This is a genomic window from Advenella mandrilli (genome assembly GCF_016595155.1).
In the GTDB taxonomy this organism is placed as follows: domain Bacteria; phylum Pseudomonadota; class Gammaproteobacteria; order Burkholderiales; family Burkholderiaceae_B; genus Advenella; species Advenella mandrilli.
On sequence record NZ_JAENGP010000002.1, the window covers coordinates 45,909 to 61,018 of the forward strand.

General features: G+C 51.4%; 9 protein-coding genes. 4 read left to right on the top strand and 5 right to left on the bottom strand.

Annotated elements, in window-relative coordinates; genetic code table 11:
• Nucleotides 1-8: 8 nt before the first annotated feature.
• The 4 genes from aceK to JHL22_RS01835 all read left to right on the top strand — a co-directional run bounded on the left by aceK (nt 9) and on the right by JHL22_RS01835 (nt 6,803).
• Nucleotides 9-1,856, top strand: coding sequence for a bifunctional isocitrate dehydrogenase kinase/phosphatase (gene aceK / locus JHL22_RS01820; RefSeq protein ID WP_200233234.1), 1,848 nt, complete (start codon nt 9-11; stop codon nt 1,854-1,856).
• Nucleotides 1,856-3,037, top strand: coding sequence for an acetyl-CoA C-acyltransferase (locus JHL22_RS01825; protein WP_200233237.1), 1,182 nt, complete (start codon nt 1,856-1,858; stop codon nt 3,035-3,037). Before aceK ends, JHL22_RS01825 begins: the two co-directional genes overlap by 1 nt.
• 128 nt (nt 3,038-3,165) lie before the next feature.
• A complete protein-coding gene (locus tag JHL22_RS01830) occupies nt 3,166-4,773 on the top strand; it encodes a carboxyl transferase domain-containing protein (protein ID WP_200233238.1) in 1,608 nt (535 codons plus the stop codon).
• A gap of 14 nt (nt 4,774-4,787) precedes the next feature.
• Entirely contained in the window at nt 4,788-6,803 is a 2,016-nt protein-coding gene (locus JHL22_RS01835) for an acetyl/propionyl/methylcrotonyl-CoA carboxylase subunit alpha (RefSeq protein WP_200233239.1), read from the top strand.
• A gap of 98 nt (nt 6,804-6,901) precedes the next feature.
• Here the strand turns inward: JHL22_RS01835 and JHL22_RS01840 are convergent, their stop codons facing one another.
• The 5 genes from JHL22_RS01840 to JHL22_RS01860 form a co-directional block, all read right to left on the bottom strand.
• On the bottom strand, nt 6,902-9,046 hold the full coding sequence (locus JHL22_RS01840) for a pilus assembly protein TadG-related protein (RefSeq protein WP_200233240.1): 2,145 nt from the start codon (nt 9,044-9,046) through the stop codon (nt 6,902-6,904).
• 253 nt (nt 9,047-9,299) lie between these two features.
• Nucleotides 9,300-11,540, bottom strand: coding sequence for a pilus assembly protein TadG-related protein (locus tag JHL22_RS01845; protein ID WP_200233242.1), 2,241 nt, complete (start codon nt 11,538-11,540; stop codon nt 9,300-9,302).
• Nucleotides 11,541-11,636: 96 nt separating this feature from the next.
• The gene (locus JHL22_RS01850) at nt 11,637-12,017 is read right to left on the bottom strand and encodes a DUF3613 domain-containing protein (protein WP_200233244.1); all 381 of its coding nucleotides are present in this window, start codon (nt 12,015-12,017) and stop codon (nt 11,637-11,639) included.
• Nucleotides 12,018-12,044: 27 nt separating this feature from the next.
• Complete coding sequence (locus tag JHL22_RS01855; RefSeq protein ID WP_200233246.1) at nt 12,045-14,090, bottom strand: tetratricopeptide repeat protein; 2,046 nt, start codon at nt 14,088-14,090, stop codon at nt 12,045-12,047.
• Nucleotides 14,091-14,095: 5 nt separating this feature from the next.
• Nucleotides 14,096-15,091, bottom strand: a complete 996-nt coding sequence (locus JHL22_RS01860; RefSeq protein ID WP_234041053.1) for a type II secretion system F family protein — start codon at nt 15,089-15,091, stop codon at nt 14,096-14,098.
• Nucleotides 15,092-15,110 lie beyond the last annotated feature (19 nt).

A 15,110-nucleotide genomic window follows, 5' to 3' on the forward strand; every position in this document is an offset into this window, starting at 1 on the left:
CTATCGTCATGACTTATAACGCCGATCATCAGCTCATACAGCAACTGGACAAAACCCTTCCACCTCCGGTGGAAGTGGCACAAAAGATCCTGGCCGGATTTGATCGGCATTATTCCCTGTTCCGCTATGTGGCCCAGCGCGCCAAGTCCCTGTTTGAATCGCATGACTGGCACGGCATCCAGCGGGTGTCCAAAGAGCGGATCGAATACTACGATATCCGTGTGCGTGAATGCACCCACCAGGTCAACACTATGTTGAACAAGACCCAGGGCCTATCGCAAGAAAAACACGGTGACCTGACACCGCAGCAAATTAACTACTGGCAGTCTATCAAGCAAGCGTTCGTACGCCTGCTCACCAACCACCAGCAGCCCGAATGTGCGGAAACCTTTTTCAACTCGGTCACCTGCCGCATCCTGCATCGCGACTACTTTCACAATGCCTTCCTGTTTGTGCGGCCGGCCATTGCCACCGAATACCTGGATTCAGAACACCAGTCCTACCGCGTTTACTACCCGCACATCCATGGCATTGAAAAATGCGTCATTAAAATGGTGGCCGACTACGGCATGGCCGCCCCGTTCAAGAACCTGCCTTACGATGCCCGCCAAGTGGCCCGCAGGGCGATTGGCATCCTGCGCCAAAAATTAACCTCAAGCGGTGGCAAGCGCATTGCCCCCGACTGCCAAATCCACGTTTTGAACACGCTGTTCTTTCGCAACAAGGGCGCTTATATTGTTGGCCGTTTCATTAACAACAATATTGTCTACCCCTTTGGCATTGCCTTGCTGCACACGCCCGCCAACGAGATTGAACTGGATGCATTCTTAAGCACCCCCGATGACATCAGTACCCTGTTCAGCTTTACCCGCGCCTATTTCCTGGTCGACATGGAAGTGCCCTCGGCCTATGTGTCGTTTTTGTCGTCCCTGCTGCCCAGCAAACCCAAGGCAGAGCTTTACACCGCCATCGGCCTGCAAAAACAGGGCAAAACCCTGTTTTACCGTGACTTCCTGTACCACCTTAACAACTCGCACGACCAGTTCGATATCGCCCCCGGCATCAAGGGTATGGTCATGACGGTTTTCACGCTGCCCTCTTACCCTTATGTCTTCAAACTAATACGCGACCGCATTAATAAAGACGGCATGACCCATGAAATCGTGATGAAAAAATATCACATGGTCAAAATGCATGACCGGGTTGGCCGCATGGCCGACACCTGGGAATACTCGCTGGTTGCCCTGCCACGCAAGCGCTGTTCGCCCCAATTGCTGGAAGAGTTGCGCAGCCAGGTCCCCAATCTGATTGAAGAAACCGAAGACAGCATCGTGATTCGCCACGTTTACATAGAACGGCGCATGACCCCGCTGAACATCTTCCTGAGCCAGGCCAGCGATGAGGCCCTTGACAACGCCATCAAAGGCTACGGCGACGCCATTGCCGAACTGGCCGCAGCCAATATTTTTGCCGGCGACATGCTGTTCAAGAACTTTGGTGTCACGCGTCTGGGCCGGGTGGTATTCTATGACTATGACGAAATCCAGCCCATGCGCGAAATGAACTTCCGCGCCATCCCGCCAGCCCCCAACGAAGAGGCCGAGATGTCAAACGAACCCTGGTATCCCGTGCATCTCAACGATGTCTTTCCCGAAGAATTTGAACGTTTCCTGCTGGGCAACCCGCGCGTACGCGCCGCCTTCATGAAGCACCATCCGAATTTACTCGATTATCAATGGTGGCAAACACGCAAAGACCGTGTCGCCGCCGGCAAGATCGAGGATATTTTCCCTTATCCGTTCTCCCGTCGCCTGCATGTCAGCCGGCCTGAACTTACCAACCAAAAGGAATTGTAATGTCTGATCCTATCGTAATCGTTTCCGTTGCCCGCACCCCCATGGGCAGCATGATGGGTAGCCTGTCTCCATTGGCGGCCAACCAGCTGGGCGCCGCCGCCATCAAAAGCGCGGTTGAACGCGCCGGCATCAAGCCTGAAGCTGTTCAGGAAGTCATTATGGGTAACGTGCTGCAGGCTGGCCAGGGACAGGCTCCTGCACGCCAGGCAGCGTTGGGTGCCGGTCTGCCCAAAAGCGTTTCTTGCACCACCGTGCATAAAGTATGCGGTTCAGGCATGAAAGCCGCCATGTTTGCCCACGACATGCTGGCAGCCGGCTCTATTGACGTGGCGGTTGCCGGTGGCCAGGAAAGCATGAGCAATGCCCCTTACCTGCTGCTTAAAGGCCGTGAAGGTTACCGTTACGGTCACTCTACCGTTTACGACCACATGGCTCTGGACGGTCTGGAAGACGCCTACCAGCGCGGTACCGCTATGGGCGTATTTGCCGAACTATGTGCCGACAAATACAGCTTCAGCCGTGAAGAGCAGGATGCGTTTTCAATTGAATCCCTGCGTCGCGCCAAGCAGGCCATTGAAGACGGCAGCTTCGAATGGGAAATCACCCCGGTCACCATCGAAGACCGTCGCGGTAACACGGTTGTCAGCATTGACGAAGCTCCCGGCAAAGCCAAACCTGAAAAAATCCCAACCCTGCGCCCGGCCTTCAAGAAAGACGGCAGTGTTACCGCCGCCAACTCGTCGTCAATTTCTGACGGTGCCGCTGCCATGGTCATGATGCGCAGCTCTACCGCAGAAGAAATGGGTGTGAAGCCCTTGGCTAAAATTGTTGGCCAGGCCCAGTTCTCCCATGAGCCCGAGTGGTTTACCACCGCCCCCGTTGGCGCGATTGAAAAGCTTCTGAAACAGGTGGGCTGGACCGCCGACGAAGTGGATCTGTATGAAATTAACGAAGCCTTTGCCGTGGTCACCATGGCCGCCATGAAAGACCTTAACCTGGATCACGCCAAGGTTAACATTCACGGTGGCGCAACCGCCCTGGGTCACCCCATTGGCGCATCGGGTGCCCGTATTATGACCACCTTGATTGGTGCTTTGCGTAAAACCGGCGGCAAACGCGGCATTGCCACCCTATGTATTGGCGGTGGTGAAGCCGTTGCTGTTGCCATTGAACTGCTTTAATTATTAAATAAATAATCAAATAAGATAAATAATTTTAACCATAAAATTATTTGCATATTGCAAGACCTCCACACCTTCCCTGCCAACACAGGGAAGGTCATCAAGGCAGGGACAGGAGACATACCTACATGCCAGTCATTACATCAAAAATCAATACCCGTGCACAATCATTCATTGACAATGCACAATTCATGCAGCAACAGGTTGATGACCTGAAACAACTGCTGGAAAACACGGCACTGGGCGGCAGTGAAGCGGCGCGTGCCAAACATGTTGCGCGTGGCAAACTGCTGCCTCGCGAACGTGTGGAACGCCTGCTCGACCCCGGGACCCCTTTTCTGGAACTGTCACCACTGGCCGGACACAACCTGTACAACAACGAAGCCCCCGGTGGCGGCATTATTACAGGCGTTGGACGTGTCAATGGCATTGAATGCATGATTGTTTGCAACGATGCTACCGTGAAAGGCGGCACCTACTACCCCATCACGGTAAAAAAACACCTGCGGGCGCAGGAAATTGCCCAGCAAAACAACCTGCCCTGCATTTATCTGGTTGATTCAGGCGGCGCCAACCTGCCCCGTCAAGACGACGTTTTCCCTGACCGCGACCACTTTGGCCGCATCTTCTATAACCAGGCTGTCATGTCTTCTTTGGGAATTGCACAAATTGCCGTGGTCATGGGTTCCTGCACCGCTGGTGGCGCCTATGTACCCGCCATGAGCGATGAGTCCATCATCGTCAAGAACCAGGGCACCATTTTCCTGGCTGGCCCACCACTGGTCAAGGCCGCCACCGGTGAAGTGGTCACGGCCGAAGACCTGGGCGGTGGCGATGTACACACCCGCTTATCGGGTGTGGCCGACCACCTGGCCAACAACGACATGCACGCCTTGCAACTGGCACGCCAGGCCGTGGCCCGCCTGAACCGCAAAAAACCGCAACAGCTGCATATCATTCCCAGCCGCCCGCCCGTTTACGATCCGCAAGAATTAAATGGCATTATTCCGGCTGACACCCGCAAGCCTTACGACGTGCGTGAAGTGATTGCCCGCATTACCGATGGTTCAGAATTTGATGAATTCAAGGCCCGTTTTGGCACCACCCTGATCACCGGCTTTGCCCATATCCATGGTATGCCGGTAGGCATTATTGCCAACAACGGCATCCTGTTTTCTGAAGCTGCTCAAAAAGGCACCCACTTTATTGAACTGTGCTGCCAGCGCAAAATCCCGCTGGTTTTCCTGCAGAATATTACCGGTTTCATGGTGGGCCGCAAATACGAAAACGAAGGCATTGCCCGCCACGGTGCCAAAATGGTTACCGCCGTTTCAACCGCCGCCGTTCCCAAAGTGACCGTGATTATTGGCGGCTCTTTTGGGGCCGGCAACTATGGCATGTGCGGCCGCGCCTTTGGCCCCCGCATGCTGTACATGTGGCCCAACGCCCGTATCTCGGTCATGGGTGGCGAACAGGCCGCTAGCGTGCTGTCTACCGTTAAACGCGATGGCATCGAAACCAAAGGTGGCACCTGGTCTGCCGAAGAGGAAGAAGCCTTCAAGGCCCCCATTCGCGACCAATACGAAAAAGAAGGGCATCCTTACTACGCCACCGCTCGCCTGTGGGACGACGGCATCATCCAGCCTGCAGATACCCGTCGTGTACTGGCATTAAGCCTTTCCGCCGCCCTGAACGCCCCCATTGAAGACACGCAGTTTGGCGTGTTCCGCATTTAACAGGAGCCCGTCACATGTTTAAAAAAATTCTTATCGCCAACCGTGGCGAAATTGCCTGCCGCGTTGCCGCTACCGCCCGCCGCATGGGCATACAGACCGTTGCCGTATACTCGGATGCCGATGCGGGTGCCGCCCACGTCGCCGCCTGCGATGAATCGGTTTATATTGGCGGCTCCGAACCCCGCGCCAGCTACCTGCGTGGCGATGCCATTTTGCAGGCCGCGCGGCAAACCGGGGCCCAGGCCATCCACCCCGGCTACGGCTTTCTGGCAGAAAATGAAGGTTTTGCCCAAGCCTGCGCCGAAGCCGGCATCGTTTTTATTGGCCCACCCGCCAGCTCCATTGCTGCCATGGGCAGCAAATCAGCCGCCAAAACCTTAATGGAAACCGCAGGCGTACCCCTGGTACCCGGCTATCATGGTGACAACCAGGACGCAGAATTCCTGCACCAGCAAGCCGACCAGATTGGCTACCCGGTGCTTATCAAAGCCAGTGCCGGCGGTGGTGGCAAGGGGATGCGTATCGTCAAGTCATCACAAGAATTTCCCGATGCGCTTAGCTCATGCCAGCGTGAAGCCATTAGCAGCTTTGGCGATGACAAAGTGCTGGTTGAACGTTACCTGACCAAGCCGCGTCATATTGAAATCCAGGTTTTTGCCGATGCTTTTGGCAATGCGGTGTACCTGTTCGAGCGCGATTGCTCGGTGCAGCGCCGTCACCAGAAAGTGGTGGAAGAAGCCCCTGCCCCAGGCATGACCGAAGAACGCCGCCGTGAAATGGGCGAAGCCGCCGTGGCCGCTGCCAAAGCCGTGGGCTACGTGGGTGCCGGCACGGTGGAATTCATTGCCGAGCCCGATGGCCGCTTCTACTTCATGGAAATGAATACCCGCCTGCAGGTGGAACACCCCGTGACCGAAATGATTACCGGCACCGACCTGGTGGAATGGCAACTGCGCGTGGCCACTGGCGAACCCCTGCCCGCCGAACAGGACGAGCTGTTTATTGAAGGCCATGCCATTGAAGCCCGTATTTATGCAGAAAACCCCGAAAAAGGCTTCCTGCCATCAATTGGTACCTTAAGCCACCTGAGCTTTCCCGAGCACGTCAAGTTTGAACTGGGCGATGTACGGGTAGATGGTGGCGTGCGCCAGGGCGATACCATTTCCCCCTTTTACGACCCCATGATTGCCAAGCTGATTGTATGGGCCGAGAGCCGCGAGCAGGCCATTGCCCGCCTGCAACAGGCGCTGGCACAAACGCAGGTGGTGGGGGTGAATACCAACGTGGCCTTTTTGGGCCGTTTAATGCAAAACAGCGCCTTTGCCAGCGCAGACCTAGATACCGGCTTAATTGAAAAGCACAGCGAACAGCTGCTGCCTGCTGCCAGACCATCCAGTATCTTTACCCTGGCCAGCCTGACGGCAGCCATCATGGCACGACAAGGGCAAACCGGCAGTACCACCAACCGCTATGCCAACAAAGCCGACCCCTGGTCAACCACCGATGGCTGGCGTTTAAGCGGCCACTACACCCAGCACATCCGGGTCATTGACAACGACGACGCCCGCCTTGTTACCCTGGAAAAAACCGCCAGTGGCTGGCAATTAATGGATAACGATATTGGCTATGATTTTGAATGGCAGGTGCAAATCACCCCCGACCAAACCTGCCACTGCCGTTTAAGCCTGAACGGTTCCAACCACCTGGCCACCGTTATCATGAACGGTGAACAGGCCCATATCTTTGAAGATGGCGCGGTTACCATCATCGGCAAACCCGATGAACTGCAGCATGCCGCCGACGACAGCGACGCCCACGGTGGCGGCCTGACCGCCCCTATGCCCGGCAAAATCATTTCATTGCTGGTGCAGGCAGGCGATACCGTGACCAAAGGCCAGGCCCTGCTGGTGATGGAAGCCATGAAAATGGAACACACCATCACCGCCCCCGAGGACGGCAAGGTGGAGGAAGTGTTTTATGCCGTGGGTGACCAGGTAACGGAGGGGGTGGAATTGATTACGGTGGGGTAAACCACCCCCCGTCAGGCTTCGCCTGCCACCCCTGCACAGGAGGGGTGGCGCGCAGCGCCAGGGTGGTGTGTAGCGCTGGTGTGGTCTACATTAAGCCATTAATAAACCAGCTGCGCGGCACTATCGCAATCAAGGGAAATCAGCTCTGTTCGGACTTTATTCACTTCAAGACCCAAACTATCTAATAATTTAGTCAGTACACCGTCTTCACCTCCTAACATCGTCAAGAGAGGCTCCAAAATCCCTGTAATTAATGCAAGTAAGGCTGGAACCGGTCCGTCATTATCCTGCACTTCGGAGTTTTTCATACTGTTCAAGACTTCATCTATCTGGACAACACATGCGCTCTCATCTCCACCATAATACCCGATTCCTAAAAGTGTCCATTTAGTTGTGCAGGGATCCGTATCTATGCCAACAATATTGATAAACCCATTAACTAATCCACCAACTACCTTGACAACCCCCGTAAGTAATTTCCCCTTCAAAATATCATCAACAAGCTCACCTACCAAACCATTCAAGCCCTGCTCCAGACCGTTCAATATGGTATATCTCATACTTTTGCGACACTGATAACCTGAGAAGCCATCATCCCCAGGACCGCAGTTTGATATTGTTCTTTGAGCATCCCAAAGATCTTGCCCAGAAGTACTATTTTCCCAACCAGTACCATTAGTACCCATGGTTACATTTAATAGGCCACTCACCAAGTCTGAAACAGTTAAATTTAGATCAATCTTATTCCCAATAAACTCAACGTCACCCTCGATATATTCCTCCGTTCCTTCCGTTGGTAATGCAGAAATAGCGGCACTAGAATTCAAAGTCAGTAAATTAATACCCAATGTTTTTAAAGCCGCAATATCTTTAGAGGCTGGTTTTGGTGCGGTACAACTGAACACATTTGAAAAGACATTGGCTTGCGTAATATCTCCAATACACAAACCCAAAAAATCAGCATCAGTTGTTATTTCAGCTATGGGTTTCCCACTTACCTCATCCTTTTTCTCACACATCGGGCCCAGTGTTGCTTTACCCGTTACCGCTTCAATGCCAATAGGAATATCCACTTTCAGTTCTAGCAAGCCACTTAAAAAGCCGTCCGTATCACTTTCACAGCTACTTGCATTCAAATCAGCACACAAACGCAGGAACGCCCTGACTGATGCACTATAAGCCGTTGTACCAGGCCCGCCAATGCCAATAGAAGGAGGTTCAATAACTCCCACTTTCACATCTGCCCTTAACAACCCCAAATCAACATTCAATGGTAAATCTATAGCCTTATTTTTGGTAGCCACACCTAACACCACATTCAGGATATCACCGACACCCACCATAGTATCTAAAGCAGCCTTTGCGGAAGGCGCCTTGATATGGGCGAAAAAACTACCCCTGCCATTTTCATCTACAGAACCAAGGGGTATGGTTAAAGAATCAAGTTGAACTCCTATGCTCTGTAACAACGTTGCATCAATAACTCCCTCGGAATCTGCTGCTTTTACTGCCGCAACCATAATTTCACCAAGCCCCACCTCGGTATCCAGTAATTTATTGAGATCACCCACTGTTACGACTGCGTCAAGTGCCTCTTTACCCAATATATTTTCCAGCAATCCGGAGGTCTGGATTTTGGCATCAGCCAATCCTTTAAAACTGCCAATATTCGTACCAAATAAATTCAAGCCAACAGCACTTAACGTATTATTCAATGCACCATTATCAATCTCAAGCAATGACGGTCCAACAGAAAACACCGCAACAGGCTGAAAGCTTTTCTTTGCAATTGCCTTCGTGCGGATGGTTGCATCCGTGGAAAAAGGCATAAAACCTATGGCATCATAGGTTAAGTCAACCAGTATGGCGTTATATTCAACATTATCTTCTTCATCTTCAATTTTTGTAAAATGACCTTCTTTTTCCGCATATTTAACAGGGTCCCAAACCCCGCACGACACAGTCATGTTTGATAAGACACCGTACTGGAAATTTTCTTTGATGATGGCTTCTGCCGCCTTCTGTGCCGGATGCTCTACATTATTACAGGTTAATTCCCCTGTTTTCTCAATAAGCTGAACCGCACTTAGGGCAGCCATATCTGCGGCATTCTGAAGCTCCCGCTTCATAAAAAAGTAATAAGCCAGCTGGACACCACCCAGCAGTATCAACCCCACCACCAGGGAAACCGCAACCGGTATGATGATTGAACCACGCTGGCGGTTAATAGAGGACGTTTGCATGGGGAAACCTTTTAAAACATAACTCTTTTTTTACCTGCTTTTTCAGGAAACCTGGCCTGTACTTGGCCTATTGAATACGGTTCGTGAAATAAGGAAAAATGTATCATACTGTTAAGTATGCCACATCACGTATCTCTTCCTCTATAGTAGTTGGCCCTAATTTCATTAATTTCCAAAAGAAAAAACAATAAAAATGCCTGTAAATTTTTACAGGTATTTTTATTGTTTGAAAATAACCGGATTCTTGTAAGACTCAATAAACCAGTTGGGCCGGATCACATTCAATGGCAAGGGCCGAGACTTCTGTACGACCCAGTTCGAGTCCTAACAGGCCATCAAGCAAGTTAGTTAAAATAATACCCAAACCGTTCAGGATTGGTTTCAAAACAAGTAAAACGGGCTTCAAAACAATACACAACAGCCCATTACATGTCACTTCATTTGAATTTCTGTCCAGTATTGACTGAATCTCCTTGTTATTTGGGTCAATAGTATTGACATACGATGAATGATTCCCCATCAATTTAACCAAATTATTTTCAACACAAGTATTCCAACCCGCACCCACTATACCGCCAACCACATTATTCAGTAAGCCGGCACAATTACTGTAACCTGCCCCCCAAGACGAAATGGATAATCCCAAAACACCTAACAGCCCTCCTGGATCACTGGTATAGGCCTTAAAAGCCTCACTGAAGCGACCTTTTTTCCACATGGATTGGGGGCAAGTATCCAGTACACAAGTTCTGGGAATTGCATTATCAAACTCAAAATCACTAGTTAACAGCTTCGGCAAATAATCATCATTCCCTGGCTTACCTTTCCCGTTAAGCACCAGATCAGTAACACCATCGACATTATAAAGTCCATTTTTTTTCGATGCCTCCAGGTAAGACTTTGCCAGTTGGGGCAGCAAATCAGGACCCGAATACGAACCACTCCAATTTCCGGGAAGTCCTACCGGCTCCCTCAGGAGACCACTCAATAAATTAAGCAAACCAGTCACCAAGTCATCGACGGTATCTCCCAACGGCAACTTATTCGGATCCGTAACACCGGTTTGACCAACTGCCAGATTCTTCACCAAACCATTATCCTGCAATGCAGGAACATGTAACTTGCCAGACAAAACAGGTATACCTAACAATTTAATCAAATTTTGTTCCTGCAACCCTACCTCACAACCACGCTTATCAGACATAATACTTTCTGCATCCATCTTGCCGACACACACATTCAGCACTCTGGAAACCACAGAAATATCCATAACCGGTGGAGTCCTGCTGCATTGCAGGCTATCGAGCGTGCCCGTGCCTGAAACAATATCCAGGGAAACAGGCAGATGCACCTTGGTCTGCAAGATGCCCAATAAGGCTCCCAATAGGGGAATATTGTCTGTATTCACATCTACCCATAAACGTATCTGCGCACTATGTCCTGTTGTTCCTACGGGTCCAATCGCAATGACCGGTGGCTCCACAATCGTTAATTTTGCTTTCGCCAGCCCCAGTAAACTCAAGTCTGGTATATCAAGCGCATGTCCGTTCGCACCCAGGGCTATCGCTGTTTTCAGGATATCGCCCAAGCCCAGCTTTACATCAAGGGCGGCACCCAACGGATCATCTTTTCCTATACCCAGAAATGCAAACAAACCTGGCTGCCCCGCTGCTCCCCCTATGGGAATGACAGCGTCACCCAATTTGATTGCTCCCACGGTAAGGTCCAACAGTTTTGTTCTAAGAACATTAAGCTGGGCGCCCAACGTTGAGTCTGTTACTGCATTAATCGAAGCATCAACCAGGTTCAACAGGGTAATATTATTAATATCGGCAAGCCCATCTGGCGTCAAAACACCCAAACCACCAATACCCAAATCCACACCCAATAAATCCAGCAAACCAGCTGGAGTAATTTTAGTATTTGCCAAGCCGTCAGAATCCAGCAAGGTCAGATTATTAACATCCAGCCCCACAATTCCCAGCAAACTACCCAACAACGCACTATTGTCAAACCGCAGCAATTGCGATCCAACCTGAAATGCCGCTACCGGTATATTGCTTTTGGCAATTGCTTCTACCGCAATGGTGGATTTTGAAGAAAATGGCATAAATGGCAATGCGTTGTAATTAACACTTACACGAAGGGCATTATAAAAACCTTCCGCATTTGCCGTATTCACAAAGTGTCTTGGTGCAGGCAAGTCAGTACGCCATGTGCCACACTCCATTTCAAGCATGTCATCATCCAGGGTGTCATGCTTGAAATTCTGCGTAATACTGGCTTTGGTAGTGTCTTTCGCTTGCTGGCAACTTTCGCTTAGCATTTGCACGCCGCTTAGCACCGCCATATCAGCTGTATTCTGCAGCTCCCGCTTCATATAAAAGTAATAGCCCAGCTGAACACCACCCAACAGTATCAACCCCACCAGTATAGAAACGGCAACGGGCAGGATAATGGAACCCCGCTGACGGTTAATGGCGGATTTTTTCATGACGAACCTTCTACAAAACACTATCTCAACTTCAAATATTTTCAGCTAGAGTAACAATTTTAAACACATACGCTAACTCAAACCAACCAACCCGGCTTAATCGCCCGGATCTTCAATTTTTTCTTCAAACCATTCTGGAATGGCATGATTAAAACTATTCAGGTAACGATCCCAGGCGATGGTGGCGGTGGCGCCCAGCATGGTGTGTGGCGTACCCGCACGGTTGGGGTCGGCCTGCATGGCCAACAGTGAACGAGTGGTTTTACCTAAAGCCTCAGGCGGTACATATACATATAGTGATGTATCTTCGGCATAAGATTTGGACTCAGGAAACGCATGGGTTTTCTTGCTGGGCTGATATGGGTTTACGCCCGTACCGGGCACGTCCAGTGGTGCCGTTACCGCACCCTGAGCCATGGCCAGTCCCGGCATGCATAAAGCGGTAAATAGCACCGCACGAAAATTCAGTAAATTCATGGATATAAACCTTTAAAAATAGCTTGATTACTTCCGTTTAAGAATGAAATCACCACCAACAATAGAGACTTCATCCAGAATGGAGCGGTCAATAGCGCTGGTGCTACCTTTTGACCGGGTGGTGGGAATAGCTTGCGTTTGTGCCACCGGTTTTTTGCTTGCCGCTGCCGCTGCCAGACGTCTCTCTTCAGCCTGGCGTTTTGCTTCAGCTTGCTGCTCGGCTAATTCAGTCTGACGTTGCTGTTCGGCTTGTTGCTGCGCCAATTCAGCCTGATGCTTTGCTTCGGCCTGCTGTTGCGCCAGCTCAAGCTGACGCTGTGCCTCTGCCTGTTGCTGCACCAATGCTGCTTGATGTTTTGCTTCTGCTTGCTGCTGAGCTAACTCAAGCTGACGATTTTGCTCGGCCTGCTGTTGCGCCAACTCAAGCTGACGCTTTTCTTCAGCTTGCTGCTGAGCCAACTCTGCCTGACGTTGCTGCTCAGCCTGCTGTTGAACCAAATCAGCCTGGCGCTTTTCTTCAGCTTGCTGTCGTGCCACTGCGGCCAAGCGTTTTTCTTCGGCCTGCTGTTGGGTCACTGGTGGCCAGACAAAGTCGGGCTGCATCATGGCTATCGGGTCATTGGTGGGCGGTGCCAGTTGCAATGGTGCCTCGTTACCTCTGACCAGTTGCTGCGGTTGTGATTGTGCTTCCTGCTGGGCTTGAGCCAGCTGACGTTTTTCGTCGGCTTGCTGTTGTGCCATTTCAGCCAGGCGTTTTTCTTCGGCCTGTTGTTGCGCTACTTCTGTCAGGCGTTTATTTTCCGCCTGTTGCTGTGCCAATTCAATCTGACGCTGCTCTTCAGCCTGCCGTTGTGCCAATTCTGCCTGCTTCTGTGCCACTTCGGCCAAACGTTTTTCTTCAGCCTGCTGCTGCGCCACAGGTGGCCAGACAAAATCAGGTTGCATCATGGCTATTGGGTCATTGGTGGGCGGTGCCATTTGCAATGGCTGTTCATTACCCCTGACCAATTGTTGCTGCTGTGGTTGCTGCTGTGCCGCTGCACGGGCCGGTTCAGCTGCACGGGGCGCTGGTTGTTCTACATTAACCAGTTGTGGCGCTGGTTCTGGCTGTATCCGGGCTTGCGGCTGTGCGTCGGGCCGGGGCTGGATATCCCCCGGAAGCGGTGCACTGGCGGGCAACTGCAATTCAAATTCAGATGGTTGACTGTTTTGGGCCTGGCGATAACTTGAAGCGCTTACTGTTTCATCCTGTTTTTTTTTAACGTCAGCAGACGATGCCATCAAATTGTCTACCCCCCTGACCTGGTTACCATCGTCACGAGATGACACACTGCCGGCCGCCTGCATGGGGGCTGGTGGCGTGCGACGTACCTGATCGGCGATGGCGTAAATTTCCTGCCGGGCCTGCTGGCTAAGGTTGGCGCTTCGCATCACCTGCTCGGCAGCGGGCGTGGCGCCACGAACCAGCAGGTAAAGGGCCATATTACTTAATACTTTGGAGTTTTGTGGCATTAACTCGGCGGCCTTACCGATGGGAATGCGGGCACCTTCAATATCACCCAGACGCATTCTGGCATAGGCAAGATCACTAAGAATAACGGCATCCGACGGAGCTGCGGCAGAAGCATTGGCCAGGTTTTTGGCTGCTTCGGCAAAATCACCCTGCTGGCCGGACATTAAGCCAAGCCCGTGCCAGGCCTGGGCCTTTTGGCGGGTTTTGGTTAGGCTGCGGTAAATTTTCTCGCTTTGCGCATGCTGGTCGGTTTTTCTAAGGGCTTCGGCCCGCAAAATTTCTACATCGGGGGATTTACCGTATTTAACATCATGCTCATCAATAAACGCCAAAGAAGCGAAATAACGTCCCTGGTCTTGCGCTTCTTTAATGGTCATGATGAGCAATTGTTCTTTTTCAGGCGCTTTCTTGCGCGCGTCATCCATTTCCTGACGCTGAATCATGGCCTGTTCCTGCTGCTGGTCTTCCATCAGCCGCCAGGCCGAATCCGAAGAACCGTTCACACACCCTGCCAATACACCCACACATGCAATAACTGTTGCTTTCTTTACCAATTTCATAATTTTCAACCACCTCCCATTCGAGATAATCCGCGGAACACAGCAATAAAGCCAGAACCTGCGGTCACAATCATTAACGCGGGCAACAAGGTCAACACCATGACCCCGGTCATCTTGACTGTCAATTTGCCAATTTTTTCTTTCAATCCTGAACGGCGCTGTTCGCGCAGGCGTTCACTAAAACGCGTCAGGGGTTCCTGTACGGCGCCACCATGCTTGTCCACCTGCGCAATCAAATGGCAAATAGCGGTCAGGTCATCATTTTCCATGCCGTTAATCATGCGATCCATTGACTGTTCGCGCGGCATACCACGGTTATACTGCTCTACCGCCACCCCCAGCTCCAGGCTTAAGACCGGGAACACCGCCTTGAAATCTTTCACAATAATATAAAGGCTCTGGTCCATGGACATACCCACCCCCTGCAACAGGCGCAACAGGTCTACCAGCAGCGGCAATTCATCATCAACCGCTTTCTTGCGTTGGTTAACCCGCCTCATTAGCACCCATTTAGGCAACATCCAGCCCAGCGCAAAGCCAAAGAAAATGGACAGCGCATAGGTCATTAAATGACCGCCCATGATTTCCACAGGCCCCGTCACAAACAGCAAAATAACCGGCAAGCCTATGCATAAAACCGCACGAACAAATGAAAACAACGCTTTTGCCTTGCCGTAGTCTTCAAAACCCGCCAATTCAAGGTAAGCCCTGTCTTCTTCAGCCAGCAGGAGATCGCCAAAACGGCCTTGGCCCCAGCGCGTTCCCAATTCCGTAGCTTTCACAACCGCGCTTTCCAAACGCTGGTGTTCTTCTTCCGCCGGGGCTTGTGCACCGGGAAAGACCAAGGTATTGGCCCGCTCCCGTTTGTGCAGAATTTCCTCTACCTGGTCTTTGCTTTTTTCCTGGCGCACCATGGTTTCAATCAGGTAGATAGCCACCACCAGGGCGGCAATGGCCAGCAATACCAAGGCCCCTGCCTGCAGGCCGGCAGGGCTGATCATACTTGTTAAATCCGGCATC

Coding starts and splice junctions, on each gene's coding strand:
- JHL22_RS01860 (WP_234041053.1), bottom strand. CDS start 15,091: ATGATCAGCCCTGCCGGCCTGCAGGCAGGGGCCTTGGTATTGCTGGCC.
- JHL22_RS01850 (WP_200233244.1), bottom strand. CDS start 12,017: ATGAATTTACTGAATTTTCGTGCGGTGCTATTTACCGCTTTATGCATG.
- aceK (WP_200233234.1), top strand. CDS start 9: ATGACTTATAACGCCGATCATCAGCTCATACAGCAACTGGACAAAACC.
- JHL22_RS01830 (WP_200233238.1), top strand. CDS start 3,166: ATGCCAGTCATTACATCAAAAATCAATACCCGTGCACAATCATTCATT.
- JHL22_RS01840 (WP_200233240.1), bottom strand. CDS start 9,046: ATGCAAACGTCCTCTATTAACCGCCAGCGTGGTTCAATCATCATACCG.
- JHL22_RS01825 (WP_200233237.1), top strand. CDS start 1,856: ATGTCTGATCCTATCGTAATCGTTTCCGTTGCCCGCACCCCCATGGGC.
- JHL22_RS01835 (WP_200233239.1), top strand. CDS start 4,788: ATGTTTAAAAAAATTCTTATCGCCAACCGTGGCGAAATTGCCTGCCGC.
- JHL22_RS01855 (WP_200233246.1), bottom strand. CDS start 14,090: ATGAAATTGGTAAAGAAAGCAACAGTTATTGCATGTGTGGGTGTATTG.
- JHL22_RS01845 (WP_200233242.1), bottom strand. CDS start 11,540: ATGAAAAAATCCGCCATTAACCGTCAGCGGGGTTCCATTATCCTGCCC.